Raw genomic sequence first — 16,127 nt, 5'->3', positions numbered from 1 at the left:
CAAAGCGCGCCCTTGTCCGCCTGGCCTGCGCCGCCTCCTTGGGTTCCAGGGCGACGAACTCGGGAGAACGGCGGCAAGGCTGACAGGCCGCCGCACCGCCCGACCAGCCTGCCCGCGAGGGGGCTCCGAATCTGGGAGCCCGGTAGCACGACAACCCTTTTTGGAATCCATCATGCAAGAACATGTGAACACCGTACCGCTGGCCCGACTGGTCGAATCCGAGGCCAACGTTCGCAAAGGCGTGCTCGATGACAACAAGGTGCGCAGCCTTGCCGCCACCATTGCGGCGCATGGCCTGCTGTATCCGCTGCTCGTCACCGAAGTGAAACCCAAGGGCAGAAGTAAGAAGGCAATGTATGCCGTGGCCGCAGGCCGCCGCCGCTTTGCGGCGCTGCGGCTGCTGCGCGACGAAGGCAAGATCGACGCGGACTATGACGTGCCGGTGCGCATCGTAGCCGATGAGAACGCCGTCGAGCTATCGGCGGTCGAGAATACGCACCAGCCCATGCACCCCGCCGACGAGTACCAATTCTTCCGTCGTATGGTGGACGAGGGTGCCGGTGTGGAAACCGTGGCGGCGCATTTTGGCGTGTCGGTGGCCGTGGTGCAGCGGCGGTTAAAGCTCGCCAAGGTCGCGCCCGCGTTGATCGCGCTGTACCGCGAAGGCGATATGTCGCTTGAACAGTTGATGGCGCTGACGGTGAGCGACGATCACGCCGCGCTGCAGGTGTGGAATGAGCGCCCGTATCACCGCCGCGCTCCATCCGAACTGCGCAGTGCGCTGCTGGGCGAAACGTCCATCGCCTCCGACTCGTTGCTGGCGACGTTCGTCGGACGCGATGCCTATCTGGCAGCGGGCGGCAGCGAGCAGGTCGACCTGTTTGCCGACCACGGCGCACACTGGATCGATGGGGCCTTGGTGCAGCAGTTGGCCGAAGAGCGGCTGATACAGCAGGCCGAGGAAATCCGTGAAGCCGAAGGCTGGGCATGGGCAGTCGCGCTGGTGCAGCCCGGCTATGCGACCGTCAACGCCTACGGTCGTGCGCGCATGACGTTGCGCGAACCGACCGAGGTCGAGCGTGCTGCCATGGAGGCCTTGGAGGCACGGCAGCAGGCCATCGAGGTGCAGGTGGAGGCGCTGGAACTGTCGAAAGAAGAGGGCTCAGACGACGCCTATCAGCGTCTGTCGCAAGAGCTTGACGACCTCTATACCGAGGGCAGGGCGCAGGAAGCCGCGTTGGAGACGGTGGCGGACAAGGCCAATGTCGGCGTCATCGTTGCGCTGCGCACCCATGGCGTGGAAGTGATCCGGGGTGTGATCCGCCCAGAGGACCGCAAGGCCGCTGCTAAGGCGACTCGCGCACAGGCGCGCGGCGCGGAGGCGGTCGACAACGGCAACAGGCTTCCTGCCATGCCCGAGAAGCTGATTCGCGCGCTGACGGCGCAGCGTACCGCTGCCTTGCAGGCGGTGCTGATGGAGAACCACCACGTGGCGCTGGCCGCCCTGGCCTACACGCTGGTGACCGACCTGGCCCCCGAGGTGTACTACCGCTGCGACAGCGGCGTCGAGGTCTGCGCCAAGAGCACGGCGTATGCCATGCACGCAGCCGATTCGACCGTCGAACAGTCACGCGCATGGCAGCAGATCCATGCTGCACGGGCAGAGTGGGGCGACCGTCTGCCGGGTGAGCCGGAAGCGCTGTGGGAATGCCTGTTGAAGTTGTCGCAGGAAGACTTGATCGCGCTGCTGGCCCACTGCGCGGCACTCACCGTTGACGGTATCCAGTCGCGTACGGGCGAGCATGCCACGGATGCACTCGCACGTGCGGTGGACTTGGACATGGCGGACTGGTGGAGTGCGACGCCCGATGCGTACCTGATAGCAATGAGCCAACATTACTTTGAAACGACCTACCTGAATCGTCCGGTGGCCCTGGCGAGCAGGCGCACTTGCGCGCGGCGGCGGCCACCAAGTTCACGCAATACCAGTTTGCGCCGCCACCGGGTGCGGCCGGCACGCCGGCACCGATCGGACAGCGGCCTGGGCCGCGCAGCCTGGCTGACATCCAGAGCTTTGATGCAATCGGCTCGATGCCGTTTGAGCACGAGCGATCGGGTGCCGGATTGAATGCAATTAACAGCCTAACCGTTAGGGCTGACGCTTCCCCCCATCACTTTCAGTCTCCGCCGTCGTGGCCAGCGGCCGTCGGTGCCGGCGACATTGTGGTGCCGTTCAACAATCGGGCGCGCCCGTCGACGGGCCGCGAAGCCGATAGTGTGCTCGATCAGCTGGCGCGGGATCTGTCTGAGCGGCGTGCCGCAGGCGGCGACATCGCGCGCGCTGAGTTCCGGGAAATCAAGGTCAACCTGGATGCGTAGCGGCTGCTGGATACGCTCTCGCGCACGCATGGGCTGATCGTGGACAAGTATGCGATCACCAAGGGTGCTGATGGTGGTGATCGCATCCGTGCTGGCACGCGCAACTTGAACGTGTCGGATTTTTTGACGAAGGAGTTGAACCTGTCGTGGGCGGACGCGGCGCAGCTGCTGCGTATGACCTACCGGGCGCAGACCGGTCGGGAAATTGAGGCGCCCTCACCGCAGCGGCCGGAGCCGACGCCGGCGCTGTGGCGCGAGTTCATGCTGCGGCGAGCGAGCTTCGGGCAGGCGGACCGCGCGGTGTGGGCTGCGCAGTTGCAGAGTGAGCGCGAGCGGCGCGATGCGATCCGGTTGGCGTTCCGCGCGGCTCGCAGCGCCATTGGCGAAGATCCAAAGCTGTCGCGGGCCCAGGTCAAGGCGGCGTTGTCGACGGCACGGATGACGCGGGTGGAGCGGGAAACGGCGCTGAGCCGCACGATCACGGCCGAGCGCGATACGTTGCGGTTGGCGCGGCCGTCGCAAGAGGACCGTTACTTGGCCTATCTGGCGGCGCGTGGCCAGCGCGGTGACCACTCAGCGCTGTTCGAGCTGCAGCGGCTGCGGACGGATGCGCCGGCAGTGGATGACGATCGGCTCACCATCCGGCCAGCGCGGTTGGTACAGCCCAATGCGATTCTCTACGACGGCCCTGTCATTACGCACCAGGTGCAGCGCAACGGCGACGTAGAGTACTTGCGCAATGGTGATGCGTTGTTGGTCGATCAGGGCGCATCGGTGCGCCTGTGGCAGAACGACCAGGCCGCCATCGAAATCGCCCTGCGCCTGGCGCAACAGAAGTTCGGGCCGGTGCTGGAGTTGACGGGGCCGCAGGCATTCCAGATGGAGGCGGCGCGGGTGGCGGCGGAGGCGCGGCTCAATGTCGAGTTTGCTGATGGCGCAATTAACCGCTTGTTCGTTGAGCGGCGGGACGATTTGCAGGAACTGGCCTCGCGTCGGTCACAGGATACGAGTCAGCCACCACCACCTGGCCAGCAACCCGAAAAGCCGGCATTTGGTCCTGACTCGCTGCCGCCTAGCCGTAGCGCCGACGTATCCGATCGAGGCGTGCAGCCTTCAGATCCGGAGCCAGGCGGTGACATCGAGCGCTAGGCATCTTCATCTCTCGTCCGCCGTGCTTGCTGCTTCAGGCGCTTGGTGCCCCAATCGAACGCAGCAAGCTTGCTTCGTCACATGATCGAAATCCTGACCGTTTCCACTCAATGTACTCGGTCTTTCTGGGGCGAACAGGGGCTTGCCTCAGTACTGAACGAACAGCTTTACTCCGTCACCCAACTGACAGGTGTAAGAAACCTGGCTCTGCAGCGTGTACGCCGGCATGGCGAAAATATACGAAGAAAAGCGCGCCGTGCCTGTGGTGTCGATGGTGTAGCGCAGGAATTGGGTGATTGGCGTACCGTCGCTTTTGACGGTGAAGTGTGTGTCTGCAAAGCTCAAAGTATTGTCAGGCAAGATGCGATATGCACCCACCGTCAATCCACCGCGAGTGGTGCCTGCCGGCGTATTGCCGGTGTCCCCGTTGCAGCGGGTCAGGTCGATGGTGGCACTCAGTTGCTTACCGGCAGCAAGTGCGTGCTCAGCCGCCAGCAGGTCCTGGGTTGGAAGCAGCGGACCTTGCGCGAGAACAGGTAAGGCAGGCACGCAGGCAACGACGCAGACAATGGATTGGTAAGCGATCTTGGTCATGGGTAGGCTAAAAGTCAAAGGAAGTCCCCCTCGAAAGCCCCGGCTTCGATATTGACGAGCCGGTATGCACGTTTCGTTTTCTTGGTGAGGAACAGGGTAGATCAGACAAGGCCAAGCTTTAACCACCAAGTCTCAATTTTGCTCAGAGATGCCCGGCTGCCCCCATAATCGCAAACATCTACAGGCACTGCCACGCGCACAGGCGGTCGATGAATAAGGAGCACTGCAGCCTTGGAATCTAAAGTCAGCGCAGCCCTGGTTTTCTCGGGCCAGTCAAGGCACCAAAGCCACAAACTGCGGGCAAGGAGATTCCGAGCGCTATGAGCATCAGCTATGTCGCGCCAGGTTTTTTCCGCCATAGAACTCTTCCGCAGCCTTCTCGCAGACGTTCCCGTAGAACCGATCTGCATCCGCTACGGTATAGCCGGCGCCGGCGAAGCACCCTCGCGCGATCTCATGAAGCGTATGCCTGCTGCCGCTCGCATCGTCATATACTGCGTTGAGACACCCGATGAGCACCGCGACATCCTCTTTGGACAATCGCTCTTCGCCGCTCATTAGTCTCGCGTGGTTGATGCACGCCACAGCATTGGCGCACGTGAACGAGTCTCCAAGTCCGGAGCTGTCTTCGAACCCGTTACCCTGCTCGTTCAATTTGAAGTGAGCTACGGCCAGGTTCTCCATGTTTTTTGCGGTTGCCATAGGCTTAAGATCATCGAGTGCCACAGGATCATCCTTCAGGCGAAACTCATGGAAACGGGCTTCGAGCTTGTGCAACAGCGGTCCCATGACGCTGGTATTGCGTTTGAAGACGCTTTTCGACGGATCTTCGAACATCAGGCTCTCATCGATCTTGTTGGTCTCGTCCGGCGACAGAAGACCATGCTGTGCCAGCGTCTTCATGACGACGTTTTCGGCATGCCCCCAGTGCTCGTCCGCGGCATAGACTTGCCTGAAGTTCAAGATGGCTTGGCCGGCGGCAAACTGCGCATCTTCGCTAAGCTTGCCGTCCTTCTCGAGCAAGGACTCGAGCGACTCCACGCATTGCCGCAGTGTCAGGCCTTTCGTCTCGGAAACGTCTTTGAAGTCCTTATAGCCTTTGAGCACAAACGGTCGGGTAATCGAGCGCGAGGTGTACCCACGAGCCCCGGTTTCTTCATTGGCAACGCCTGTCAGCGCATACTTGTTCTTCTTGTCATATAGGCTGCTCTTCGTTAAATCAGGATCCTTCGGTACGTGGGGTGGATCATATTTGGCAACATGATCAGCTTTCACGAGTTGGCCCTTGAGGCACGTGAGGCTCTTGACCAGCGAATGGCGCCCCTTCTCCGTGTCTACGAGATGCATGACGTGCACTTTCGTGGCTGCCCGATAGTCGGTCATGGTCACGAACTGTTTGTTGCCGCAGGTCCGAATGGGATTGACGAACCGATTGCTCAGTTTCTGCTCTTCCGGGCTACTGCTGTGGTAGCGTTGGAAATGGTCTTTTGCCGTTCCGTATGCCTTATTGAGCCTATCGTTACTGGTGAATCCACCTTTGCCATCGTGCAAAGATGTGGTTGAGAGAAAGAAATCATTGGCAGTCTTGTCGTAGAGATACGCTGCACCAGCTATCCCAAATGCGTACTTCACCACGCGAGAGGCCAAGCCAGGCATATTGCCAACTCCGCGTGTGCCCTCTCCACCCTCAGATTTCGAGCTTTGATTGGATTCACGAAGACCGGAAGTCACCTGTCGAGATGCCCGAAAACTGCGCAATGCAGTCGTATTCGCTTTAGCCTTGTGCGGCGTAGCCGGCGAACTTTGTGGTGCGATATCAGTCGCAGTCCGCTGCGCCGCCTGTAGCATCGTCTTCAACTGACTATTTTTTATGCGCATTTTCTATCGTTATTAATAATGGTGATGGAGTACGAGGCTTCCCGTTCATTCGCCTGACGGACTGTTGACAACAGCCATCTGGTCATTTCAGGTTGGCGCGTGGCTGAATTGCGAATATTTAACAATGAAATGAATATTAAAACTATATGCATATGATAATTAATCTTATTTGGATAAATTCTAATTATATTGATTGTGGTGGATGGGGTTATTTGTTTGGCGAATTATGATTTTCAAATGCGAAAAAGCTAGCTTCGTTTTGGTGAGAAATTCAATTGTGACTGGAATGGGGCGTCGCCGAAGATTTTCGGAAAATACCTTCATTCAAAGGGCCGTCTCCTACACCAGCGAGCACTTCCAGCGTCTGCTGGCCGAGCAAGGCATCACTTGCAGTATGAGCCGCGCCGGCGAGGTCTGGGACAACTCGGCGAGGGAGAGCTTCTTCAGTAGCCTCAAGACCGAGCGCACGGCGCGCAAGGTGTACCGCAGGCGAGAGGAGGCCAGGTCGGACGTGTTCGATTACATTGAGCGGTTCTACAACCCGATGCGCCGACATTCAACGCTCGGGTATGTCAGTCCGATAGCGTTCGAAAGAGCTCGCGAAGCTTAGGTTGGTGTCCAGCGAGCCGGCAGCAGCCCATAGTGCCGCAGTCATGCGGTCGCAAGCTCGCTTCTGCAACCATAGCAAAGGCGATTCTGTATGCGCTCGCTGAAGCTGGCCAAAAGCTGGAGCCACATTCACTCGGGTGTCACGAGGAGAAGTCGGCCGCCGCTCTGGTTCAATAGAGTTGAAGGCCGTGTACCTTTCGAGCGCATCACTCTCCGCCTGCATTCGGAATAGTCTCAAAAACTTCGATATGCGCCGCGCTGTATGACCCAGTGTCGGTAAGAATTTCCACTCTTACGACTTACGGGATTGAAAAATGGGAAATTGCATAGGCGGTGCAAGCGGAGCTTCTTCTACGCCGGTGTTTCAACGTTCTAGTTCGCTCGAAGAGCTTCAGAAGGCATCCACGCAACTGACGAAAGCGAGAAGCCAAGCGCGCCAGCCAGCGTTGCCCGGGCTGAAGAAGCTTAAGGGCAATACGAATGCACTACTCGATCAGGCGGATGCGCGGATCAAGATGAAATTGAGTGGCGATAGCACCGAAGGCACTGAGCACGAAACGCAGATGTCAAACCAAGAACTTGTTCAACAAATGGGGCTAATGGCAGAGCGTTGGCGAAGCGCCTAAAAGCCCATGCAAGATGCATAGCTGAACGACGTTGAACAGAGTAACAGCCTGATCGACGTCCATGGTAAGCATGCGATTGGCGAGTGAATCGCCTCGGCCCCAGTAGACACCTGTGAGCCTCAAACTAGAGGTTAGACAGGAGGTGCGAAGAGCGCGCGGAGATACACCGAGGAATTCAAGATCGAGGCGGTCAATCAGGTCCTGGACAGAGGCCACAGCGTTGCCGAGGTCGCGCAGCGGCTGGGAGTGAGTCAACACAGCCTGTATCAGTGGATCAAACAACGACGCCAACCCGTGGCGCAGACCCAAGGGAAGGTATCGCAATCCGACGAGGTACGCAGGCTCAAGGCCGAGCTCAAACGGGTGACCGAGGAGCGCGACATCTTAAAAAAGGCCACAGCGTACTTTGCCAAGCAGTCCGGGTGAGGTACGCCTTCATCAAGGTGCACGCGGGTCAATACAGCGTGCGCCGTCTGTGCAAGGCGATGTCGGTGCATCCCAGTGGTTAGCACAACCCTTGAGCCCACGCGCGAAGGACGATCAGCGCCTGCTGGGCTTACTCAAGCAGACCTGGCTGGAGAGCGGCGGCGTCTATGGCTATCGCAAGCTCACCCTGGACATGCGCGATTTGGGCGAGAACTGCGGCAAGCACCGTGTGGCGAGGCTGCTCAAGGCCGAGGGACTGCGTTCGCAATCAGGCTACCGTCGACGCCCTGCTGGGCGTGCCGGCAAACCGGCAGTGGTCGCGCCCAATCACCTGCAGCGGCAGTTCACAGTCAACGGCCCGAACCAGTCCTGGGTGACCGACATCAGTGTGCCGCAGCAAGCGGCGTAGGAGATGAGGGTATGGCCCCTCGCCATCGGCTTGCAGGAGCAGGTGGCAAACCACCATGAGCGGCTTGGGTCAAAAGCCCCGGTCGTGAGCGTCATGGAAAAGGCGTCGTGAAGGCGTCAGGTATGGATCATGGAAGACGAACAACCGTGACCTGCCGTTCAAGTGTCGAAAGTACTCAGATGACATCAAAACCGGGGAGTGATGTTGCCCCGGGATCAGTCTGGCCGTTACCTGCTTACGGGCCAGGCGGTGTCCGGCATAGAGGCAGCGTCAGCCTGATTCGGGCTCTTATGTTGAACTGCGGGAACCTTCGGTGGCGATGCCAAGCGAAAGGCACAAGCCCGAAAGGCGAGGCCGAGAGTAGCGATGCGCCACCAAGGGGCGGAGCAGCTCGTAGTAGCGTTGAAGCCGCTGTAATGGCGGTGGAGCGAAGGGGCTGCGTCATCCCGGTCTGGGTTCGTGTCAACTGCGTGAGCAGGAGGAGCACGGTCTCATGACCAAACCGTTTGACATTCCCAAAGCGTTAATCTGGAAGGCATTCCAATGTGTCAAAGCGAACGGCGGCGGCGCAGGCGTTGATCGTGAATCGATCGAGCAATTCGAGAGTTGCTTGGGCGACAACCTGTACAAGCTTTGGAATCGACTCTGTTCCGGCAGCTACTTCCCGCCGCCGGTCAAAGGAGTGCCGATTCCGAAGAAGTCGGGTGGTGTGCGTATGTTAGGCGTGCCCACGGTTGCCGACCGGGTGGCGCAGACGGCGGTCAAGCTCCTGCTGGAGCCGCAGATCGACCCGATGTTCCATCCAAACTCCTATGGCTATCGGCCTGGGCGTTCTGCCCACGATGCGATTGCCTTGGTAAGACGGCGAAGCTGGGACTACGACTCGGTCGTGGAATTCGATATCAAGGGTCTCTTCGACAATATCGACCACGATCTGCTCATGCGCGCGCTCAAGAAGCACTGCCAGACCCCATGGATTCTCCTGTACGTGGAACGCTGGCTGAAAGCGCCAATGCAGACCGCGGACGGGGAACTCCTGGAACGGACGCGCGGCACGCCGCAAGGCGGCGTGGTCAGCCCGTTGCTGGCCAACCTGTTCTTGCACTACGCCTTTGATGTCTGGGTCGCCCGCAATCTCAGAAGCGTACGGTTCTGCCGCTATGCCGATGACGGGGTGGTCCATTGCAAGAGCTTGGCTCAGGCCAAGCTCGCGTTAGATAGAATCGGCGAGCGGTTCCGCGAGTGTGGGCTCGAATTGCATCCGGGCAAGACAAAGATCGTCTACTGCCAGGACGTCAATCGGCGGGAAGCACATCCTGATGTGCAGTTCACCTTCCTGGGATACACCTTCCGGCCGCGCAAAGCGGTGGACAAGTATCAGCGGGTCTACGTGAACATCGCCCCGGCGGTCAGCCGTGATGCCCTCAAGGCGATGCGGCAGACCATCCGGGGATGGCATCTGCAACTGATGTGCGACCGTGAATTGGGTGATCTGGCGGCGATGTTCAACCCGATTCTGAGGGGGGGGCAGCAGTACTACGGCCGCTTCCATGGATCGGCGATGTCGATGATCTGGAAACACATGAATGACTACCTGGTGCGCTGGATGATGCGCAAGTACAAGACTCTTGCTCGCCATAAAACGCGGGCGAGACACGCCCTCGGGCGGCTTGCGCGTCAATTCCCGACGGCCTTCGTGCATTGGGGAATGGGATGTCTTCCTGCGGTTGGATGATGGGAGCCGGATGAGTCGAGAGGCTCACGTCCGGTTCTGCGAGGGGCTTGGGGTGAAATTCCCCCGGCCTACTCACCCCTATATCCGCACGCACGAAGGCTGGCTGTACCTGAGCGTGGTCATCGATCTGTGGTCACGCATGGTTGTGGGCTGGTCCATGGGGCAGCGCATCGATACTCAGTTGGCGCTGGATGCTCTGCTGATGGCGCTATGGCGACGCCGCCCGCACTAGCAGGTGCTGATTCACTCGGATCAGAGGTGCCAGTTCACCGGCCACACCTGGCAAAGCTTCCTGCGCAAGCACAACCTGCCATGCAGCATGAGCCGGCGCGGCAACTGCCACGACAACGCCGTGGCTGAGAGCTTCTTCCAGTTGCTCTAGCGCGAGCGAGTGCGTCGGCAAATCTATGCCACCCGACAGCAGGCCAAGTCCGATGTCTTCAACTACATCGAGATGTTCTACAACCCAACACGGCGTCATTCGAGCGCCAACGGACTATCACCGGTAGAGTTCGAGCAATGCCATTCCCAACGGTTCATGGGTGTCTAGAAAAAACGGGGCGATTCATTTGCAAGCCACGTTCAGCAGCGTCAGCCATTGCGCCGTTGCACCGATTTATCGTTACTCGTAACGCGCGTTGCACACGTGTTCTCGGGCGATCACAGCAGCAGCTATTGCCTGGTTCCCCGGCAAGAAGGCAGCTAACCGAATTGTTTACAGCGGTAGGCGCCTCTGGCCGCCGAGCGTCTCCGCTTCGATCACCCCGGCTTGGGCAGGCATGTGCACAGCCGGCAGTGTGCCCTGGGGGGGCGGGTGATCACGCAAGCAGGGCAACGCGGCAGCGATCTGCGTGGCGTCAAGTAGTGTCTCCGTGGCCGTCTCAGTTGCATGATGATGCGACATACTGCCTGTGTCGGTCTCAGGCTCTGGTGGTGGTGCGTCAATCTTCAACATCCGGCGCAAATTTTTTAGTGCGCCGCGGCTCTTCGTGCTGCCGCCGCCTGCAATGAACGCACTCATATCCTCATTCAGACTAGAGCTGCCCGGCCTGACCGCCAAGCCTGCCTTGTCTTGCTTGGCGAGCCAGTCGCTGAAATCGCGCAGTTGCCTGACATAGAAGTACACGGTGTTCTTGTTGTGGCTGGCCTGCTTGGCTGCGTTCCGGTATTGCTCAATGAGCTTCGCGTCTGCCTCGGGCACGCTGCGTTGCCTGAGCGTGCCCTTTCCCTTTCCGTTTTCCTTTTCCAACCTTGCACGTTGCTGCGCGGGTGCGTCGGCAGGCGGTGTGCCTGACGTGCTGGCTTCCGGCGCGCGCCGCTTCCTGCGGCGGTTCGTCTTGACAGGGGCTTGGCCAAGCAGCACTTTGCGGAGATGCATCAGGGCTGCCCGGTTTACCTTGTTGCCGCCGCCCTCAATGAAGGTGCTCATATCATCATCCAGGCGAGGGCTGCCCGGCCTGACTGCCAAACCTTCCTTGCCTTGTTCGTGCAGCCAACGGCTGAATTGATGCTGCCCTGCGGCGTAGCGGTTCGCGGTCCGCTCTGCGGCGCCCCCCCCCTTGGCGGCTTCCCGATACTGACAGATGAGCTGAGCGTCTGCGCCGGGAATCGGGTCTTTAGACTTATGTAATGCGAAGGGGCTGGCATCCGAGTGATTGACCATCTGGCGAAGGTGCCGTAGCGCCGGTGAGGCAAGGTCGCGTTTATCGGGGGCGAGTTGTGCGATTTCCCGGTCTAGTCGAGGGCTAAGGGGGCGGGTGGCCAGCCCTTCCTTGCCCTGCTGGGCAAGCGCGGCGCTGAATCGGACCAAGGCGCGGGTGTAGTCCGTCACCGTTCGCGGCTTGTTATTGCCTGCCTTTGCCCACGCCTTGAATTGTATGAGGAGCCGTTCATCCCGCGCAGGGATGTCGGGCAGCTTCCTTGCCGGGATGGAAATCGCTCCCAACCTCGCCCACGTGACCGCTTGGTGCAATTGCTTGACGGCTGCGCGGGTTCTTGGGCAACCACCCTGCTGGATAAAGGTGTCTATATCCGTTGCCAGGCGGGCCTCGCGAAGCCGGTCCGCCATCGCGGGCTTGCCTTGGCTGTATAGCCATGCACTGAATGCCGTAAGTGCGCTAGCGTACGCGCTTACGGTGCCCTTGTTGCTTTGTCCGGCGCACGCCGATTCGATAAACTTTCTAATCGCGCTTCTGTCCGCGTCCGGGATCACGGGCCGCTTGCCCGCATGCAAGGCTGCGAACGCGATCTCGCCGGGTTGGGCCAGCAATTCCTGGATCATCTCCGCGGCCTCAACCAGCCCGGGGGAGGGCGAGGCGTCAAACACGCTTCTGTCTGCGTCCGGGATCACGCGCTGCTCGTCCGCATGCAAGGCTGCGAACGCGATCTCGCCGGGTTGGGCCAGCAATTCCTGGATCATCTCCTCGGCCTCAACCGACCCGGGGGCGGGCATGGCGCTAATGCGAGGCGCAGAGGCTGGCGCTTGGCTTGCGCGCGACGAAGCGGTTGCTGCCCGTGAGGAAAGCCCGTTCAGCGCGGGTGACCGGCTTCGGGACGAGGACCTTGTTTCCTGTCGTGCCGTCGAGGCTTGATCAGCCTTCGTGTGCGGTCGTTCCGCCGTGTTGGCTACGTTCGCTTGCGTGTTGTATCCCATTGGGCCGCCAGCATTGCGAAGATGGGTCATGAAGCTCAAGTCGTTGTTGTTCGATTTGCGGGAGTGTGGACAGGCTGTGTGTCGGCATGTCGGGGCGGCAGCGAAGCTGTGTGCCGAGATGCGAAGTCTCGTGTTTTCTGGTGCCAGTGCTGGCCGGGCTGTGATTTCCAAGACTTGACGCAACTGAACAACGATCAGCGCGACTAACCGATGCGACTTTCTCCACGACCAACGCGGAGGTCGTCGTGGTCGAAGGCAGCAACCAGCTCACGCTCACCGGCAGCACGCTCAGCGCGGTCTCCAGCACTTCGGAGCACCGCGGCATCTTCCTCTATCAAAGCGCTTCGGGCGACGCCACCAACAGCGACTGCGGCACAGGCGCCTGCTTCGTGATGACAGACGGGTCATTCACGTACAAGGACACCACGGACTCGTCGTCCACGGCGACGGCAAACTGCGCCGCCTTCGCCGTCGCCAACCAGGTGGCGCACATCACGCTGACCGACGTCACCGTCACGAATAGCTGCCCGACGCTGCTGCTGTCCGCCCTCAATACGGACTGGAACTACGCCGGTGGAACAACTACTTTCAACGCCTACGGCGAAACATTGACCGGCGACGTCATCGTCGACTCGGTGAGCACCGCGGCGCTGATATTGAAGACGAGCAGCGCCGCCGCGTCGCAACTGACCGGCGCCATCAATACGGCCGATACCGGCCGCTCGGTGACGCTGACGCTCGACAGCACCAGCAAGTGGATCGTGACGGGAACGTCCTACCTGACCAGTTTGACGGATGCGGACTCGACGTATTCCAACATCACATGCCAGACCGCCGGCTGCAAGGTGTACGTCGCAGGCACTGCGATCAGTATCAATTGCGTACGATGTAGCGGGGTTGGAGCGGTTCGCCGTCGGGTACCTCTTTGTTCGGAACGCCAATGGTCTGACGTGGCTCTGGATTATTGATCAGGCCCGAATGTGTTGATGGGGGTGCAGAGCTGTTCTTGAAGCGGTAGCTGTCGTTGCCGGTCTCGAGGATATGACAGTGGTGCGTGAGTCGGTCGAGCATGGCAGTGGTCATCTTCGCATCGCCGAAGACGCTGGCCCACTCGCTGAAGCTCAGGTTCGTGGTGATGATGACGCTGGTGCGCTCGTAGAGCTTGGACAGCAGGTGGAACAGCAGCGCGCCGCCGGAGGCGCTGAACGGCAGGTATCCGAGGTCATCAAGGACGACGAGGTCGGCGTACATCAGCTTGTGCGCTATCTGCCCGGCTTTGCCGCCAGCCTTCTCGATTTCGAGCGCATTGACCAGTTCGATCGTGGAGAAGCACCGGGCACGACGATGATGGTGCTCGATGGCCTGCACGCCGATGGCCGTCGCCAAGTGCGTCTTGTCTGTGCCCGGGCCAGCCACCTTGATCTCGGCAAACAGCGCCTTGGCCGTGCGCCGGGCCGCCACCGGCCGCCGTGCATCGGCGCGCAACGCCAGCTTCAAGGTCTAGTGGAACGGCTCGAGCTTGCTCGTGCTCGCCTTGCGCTGGTACTTCGGCGCCGTCTCTACCGGCGCGTGCAGCCACTTGGCCACCGTGCTGCGCGACAGGCCCGTCAGCCTGGCAATCTCACGCTCGCTCTTGTTGCCCTGGCTGTGCAGCCGCCGGATCCTTCCGATCATGTCCATGGTGATCCTCGAAGGGGCCGCTTCGTCTGGCACCATTTCCATGCAACAACGCCCATCAAAACCTTTCGACGGCTGCGCGTAGGTCTTTCAAGACACTACCGGTGCGCCCACCGTTCGGGCACTTCCAGGTGTCGCGCCACAATGCGTCGTGTCGAATTTGCGCCTTCGCCACTTGCTGGAGCATCTGCTCAGGCGTGGCCGAAGCCATCAAGTCTTCAAGGGTCTCAACCAATAACTCGTCCTTGGCCTGTCGCAATTCGCGATGCCAAGGCACGGACTCGTCGCTCGACGCAACGCGCGCCTTGATGAGGCCATCGAAACTTTGCAGCAGCGATAGCTTAAGAATTGCTGTATAGATGGCCCGCTGAGTCTTCGTCGCTATGTCGGCTAGGCGCTCGCGCGCTGGGGCGTCGGGCAGCGACGGTGCGCTGTGTCGCCGGACATGTAGCAAGTGATCATGCGCGTCGTGTCTGGCTTCCAGGTGTACGTTGCCTCGTAGCGCGCTTTCCAGTAACGCAACCGCCGTGTGATCGCCTGCAGCGCGGTGCGTACGCAACTGCAGATTGAGATGACCGAGCAGTTCGTCGGGATGACTCTGTGCCCATTTGTCTTTGGCTTTGACATGCACATGGCCGCTGTCCGGGTCGTGGCGGATGTCGAGAATCGTATCGAGCACTCTGTGCGGCAGGTCATGGGCGGCCAGTGCCAAGCAATGCAGCAGCGACTTGTGAGCCGCCTTCTCCTCGGGCGTGGACGCCAGCGCGCTGGTTTGACTAAGCGCGGCCAAGCGGTCAAGTGCGCGCGGCTTCAAGCTTACGGCATCTTGCCCGTTTACCTGGCTTCGCTCGTAGTCCGCGCTCCCGTCAACCGCTTGGCCGATCTCCTGCGCAACCAACTTCGGCTTCTTGATATGCAGAAGTTCGCTCAGCCGTTGCTCGAAATCGGCTTCGGAAAGATATCCCGGCGCGTCGTCCTTTAGCGTCGCATTAACGGGCTGGCCCGAGTGACCGAAAGATAAGAATTGACCAAGGTGTGGCTCAAGGGAGGCGCGGACCTGCTCTGTACGGGGCCGGGGGTCGCCGCCGGCCCGTTGAACCACGTGGTGACTCAGCAGACCACGCGCTGCATGGTTGAGCCCCCCGTGCAGACCGCGTACCTTGGCCTGCCCTAATTCCGTGGCGGCCAAGCCCAGCGTCTGCAAAAGGTCTTTCTGCAGTTCGGACTCCGCACCTGCCAACTGCAACTCGCGTTGGATCGACTGCAGAGCTTGCGTTTGTGTTTGCGCGAAAGCTGCGGATGTGACGATGGCCTTGGGTCCCAGGGTATGGCGAAGCTCAGCCACCAAATCCTGCGCCAATTGGAACAGCGTGCCAACGTTCCGCACCTCTTCCAATACGGCGGGCAAGCAACTTTGCAGCACGGAGATAAGGGCGCGCCGCGCACTATGCTCCGTATACGCCAGTTCAAAAGTCTTCAGACGTTCGTCGATGCGCACACTTACAGGATCAGGATTGTCGCCCGCACGGGTCAGTATGCGGTGATGCAGCGCCTGACGCTGTGGTGGGCACGGCAGGTCGCCTTGCGCATGCTGCAGCATCTGCCGGATAGCGGTTTTCAGCAAGCCGATCTGATGCACATCTTCGTCACTCAGCACGATGCGGCCCTGCATCATCAAGCCGGTGATCAGGTTTGCCATCGTGCGGAAATGAGCCATCCGCATGGCCGAATAGGTTTCATGGCTCTGGCTATGCGGCTGAGCGACTTCGTGGCCGGCAGTCCGCGACAGCACTTGATCCACGACATCCAGCGCCTCAGCCACTATTTCGTCCGTCGACGGCGCATCCGCCTCGTCGCGGCGGCCCATCAACTTGGGACCATCATCGTCGAGTGCGGGAGGCAGTAGACGGTCCCTGAATGCCAGTGCTTCGGCCACGAGCTCGTCGTCCGTGTGCTCTCTGTCGGCATGATATTTGACCCTGCCTCGTTTTC

10 protein-coding genes and 5 pseudogenes are annotated in these 16,127 nt (G+C 60.3%); 9 read left to right on the top strand and 6 right to left on the bottom strand.

Annotation, left to right across the window (positions count from 1 at the left end; translation table 11 throughout):
• The first annotated feature begins 172 nt into the window (after positions 1-172).
• The 3 genes from PI87_RS21910 to PI87_RS21905 all read left to right on the top strand — a co-directional run bounded on the left by PI87_RS21910 (position 173) and on the right by PI87_RS21905 (position 3,528).
• Positions 173-2,128 (top strand): ParB/RepB/Spo0J family partition protein, encoded by a 1,956-nt coding sequence (locus PI87_RS21910; RefSeq protein ID WP_052321685.1) that lies wholly within the window; start codon positions 173-175, stop codon positions 2,126-2,128.
• Between the two features lie 98 nt (positions 2,129-2,226).
• Positions 2,227-2,379, top strand: a complete 153-nt coding sequence (locus tag PI87_RS29200; RefSeq protein ID WP_157003204.1) for a hypothetical protein — start codon at positions 2,227-2,229, stop codon at positions 2,377-2,379.
• Positions 2,380-2,418: 39 nt separating this feature from the next.
• Entirely contained in the window at positions 2,419-3,528 is a 1,110-nt protein-coding gene (locus PI87_RS21905) for an LPD7 domain-containing protein (RefSeq protein WP_052321684.1), read from the top strand.
• 147 nt (positions 3,529-3,675) lie between these two features.
• Here the strand turns inward: PI87_RS21905 and PI87_RS21900 are convergent, their stop codons facing one another.
• The gene (locus PI87_RS21900) at positions 3,676-4,122 is read right to left on the bottom strand and encodes a VirK family protein (RefSeq protein WP_039599840.1); all 447 of its coding nucleotides are present in this window, start codon (positions 4,120-4,122) and stop codon (positions 3,676-3,678) included.
• Positions 4,123-4,449: 327 nt separating this feature from the next.
• On the bottom strand, positions 4,450-5,778 hold the full coding sequence (gene xopAG, locus PI87_RS21895; RefSeq protein WP_198139605.1) for a XopAG/AvrGf1 family type III secretion system effector: 1,329 nt from the start codon (positions 5,776-5,778) through the stop codon (positions 4,450-4,452).
• 562 nt (positions 5,779-6,340) lie between these two features.
• Between xopAG and PI87_RS21890 the strand changes: the two are divergent.
• The 5 genes and pseudogenes from PI87_RS21890 to PI87_RS21865 form a co-directional block, all read left to right on the top strand.
• Positions 6,341-6,610, top strand: a pseudogene (locus PI87_RS21890) (IS3 family transposase); the annotation flags it as partial.
• A gap of 358 nt (positions 6,611-6,968) precedes the next feature.
• Positions 6,969-7,235 carry a hypothetical protein gene (locus tag PI87_RS21885; protein ID WP_039599839.1) on the top strand — a complete coding sequence of 89 codons (267 nt, stop codon included), beginning with the start codon at positions 6,969-6,971 and terminating at the stop codon, positions 7,233-7,235.
• A gap of 180 nt (positions 7,236-7,415) precedes the next feature.
• Positions 7,416-8,049 (top strand): annotated as a pseudogene (locus tag PI87_RS28720) (IS3 family transposase); the annotation flags it as partial.
• A gap of 514 nt (positions 8,050-8,563) precedes the next feature.
• The gene (gene ltrA / locus PI87_RS21870; protein WP_039599837.1) at positions 8,564-9,805 is read left to right on the top strand and encodes a group II intron reverse transcriptase/maturase; all 1,242 of its coding nucleotides are present in this window, start codon (positions 8,564-8,566) and stop codon (positions 9,803-9,805) included.
• A 79-nt stretch (positions 9,806-9,884) separates the two neighbouring features.
• Positions 9,885-10,355 (top strand): annotated as a pseudogene (locus PI87_RS21865) (IS3 family transposase); the annotation flags it as partial.
• A 165-nt stretch (positions 10,356-10,520) separates the two neighbouring features.
• Here PI87_RS21865 and PI87_RS21860 read toward each other — a convergent pair.
• Complete coding sequence (locus tag PI87_RS21860; protein ID WP_039599836.1) at positions 10,521-12,257, bottom strand: hypothetical protein; 1,737 nt, start codon at positions 12,255-12,257, stop codon at positions 10,521-10,523.
• Between the two features lie 446 nt (positions 12,258-12,703).
• Between PI87_RS21860 and PI87_RS29195 the strand changes: the two genes are divergently transcribed.
• Positions 12,704-13,426, top strand: coding sequence for a hypothetical protein (locus PI87_RS29195; RefSeq protein WP_157003203.1), 723 nt, complete (start codon positions 12,704-12,706; stop codon positions 13,424-13,426).
• Here PI87_RS29195 and PI87_RS21850 read toward each other — a convergent pair.
• The 3 genes and pseudogenes from PI87_RS21850 to PI87_RS21840 form a co-directional block, all read right to left on the bottom strand.
• Positions 13,332-13,880: pseudogene (locus PI87_RS21850) on the bottom strand (ATP-binding protein); the annotation flags it as partial. The gene PI87_RS29195 and the pseudogene PI87_RS21850 sit on opposite strands and share 95 nt — an antisense overlap.
• Positions 13,866-14,174: pseudogene (locus tag PI87_RS29950) on the bottom strand (helix-turn-helix domain-containing protein); the annotation flags it as partial. The pseudogenes PI87_RS29950 and PI87_RS21850, both read right to left, overlap by 15 nt.
• Positions 14,175-14,193: 19 nt before the next feature.
• A partial coding sequence (locus tag PI87_RS21840) for a hypothetical protein (RefSeq protein ID WP_039599834.1) occupies positions 14,194-16,127 on the bottom strand: 1,934 nt, incomplete at its 5' end.

Source organism: Ralstonia sp. A12, assembly GCF_000801955.1.
Taxonomy (GTDB): domain Bacteria; phylum Pseudomonadota; class Gammaproteobacteria; order Burkholderiales; family Burkholderiaceae; genus Ralstonia.
This window is presented reverse-complemented; position numbering and strand designations above follow the sequence as displayed.

Excerpts from the sequence above, each read along its gene's own strand:
- xopAG (WP_198139605.1), bottom strand. The coding sequence starts at position 5,778 with ATGCCTGGCTTGGCCTCTCGCGTGGTGAAGTACGCATTTGGGATAGCT.
- PI87_RS21910 (WP_052321685.1), top strand. The coding sequence starts at position 173 with ATGCAAGAACATGTGAACACCGTACCGCTGGCCCGACTGGTCGAATCC.
- PI87_RS21860 (WP_039599836.1), bottom strand. The coding sequence starts at position 12,257 with ATGCCCGCCCCCGGGTCGGTTGAGGCCGAGGAGATGATCCAGGAATTG.
- PI87_RS21900 (WP_039599840.1), bottom strand. The coding sequence starts at position 4,122 with ATGACCAAGATCGCTTACCAATCCATTGTCTGCGTCGTTGCCTGCGTG.
- ltrA (WP_039599837.1), top strand. The coding sequence starts at position 8,564 with ATGACCAAACCGTTTGACATTCCCAAAGCGTTAATCTGGAAGGCATTC.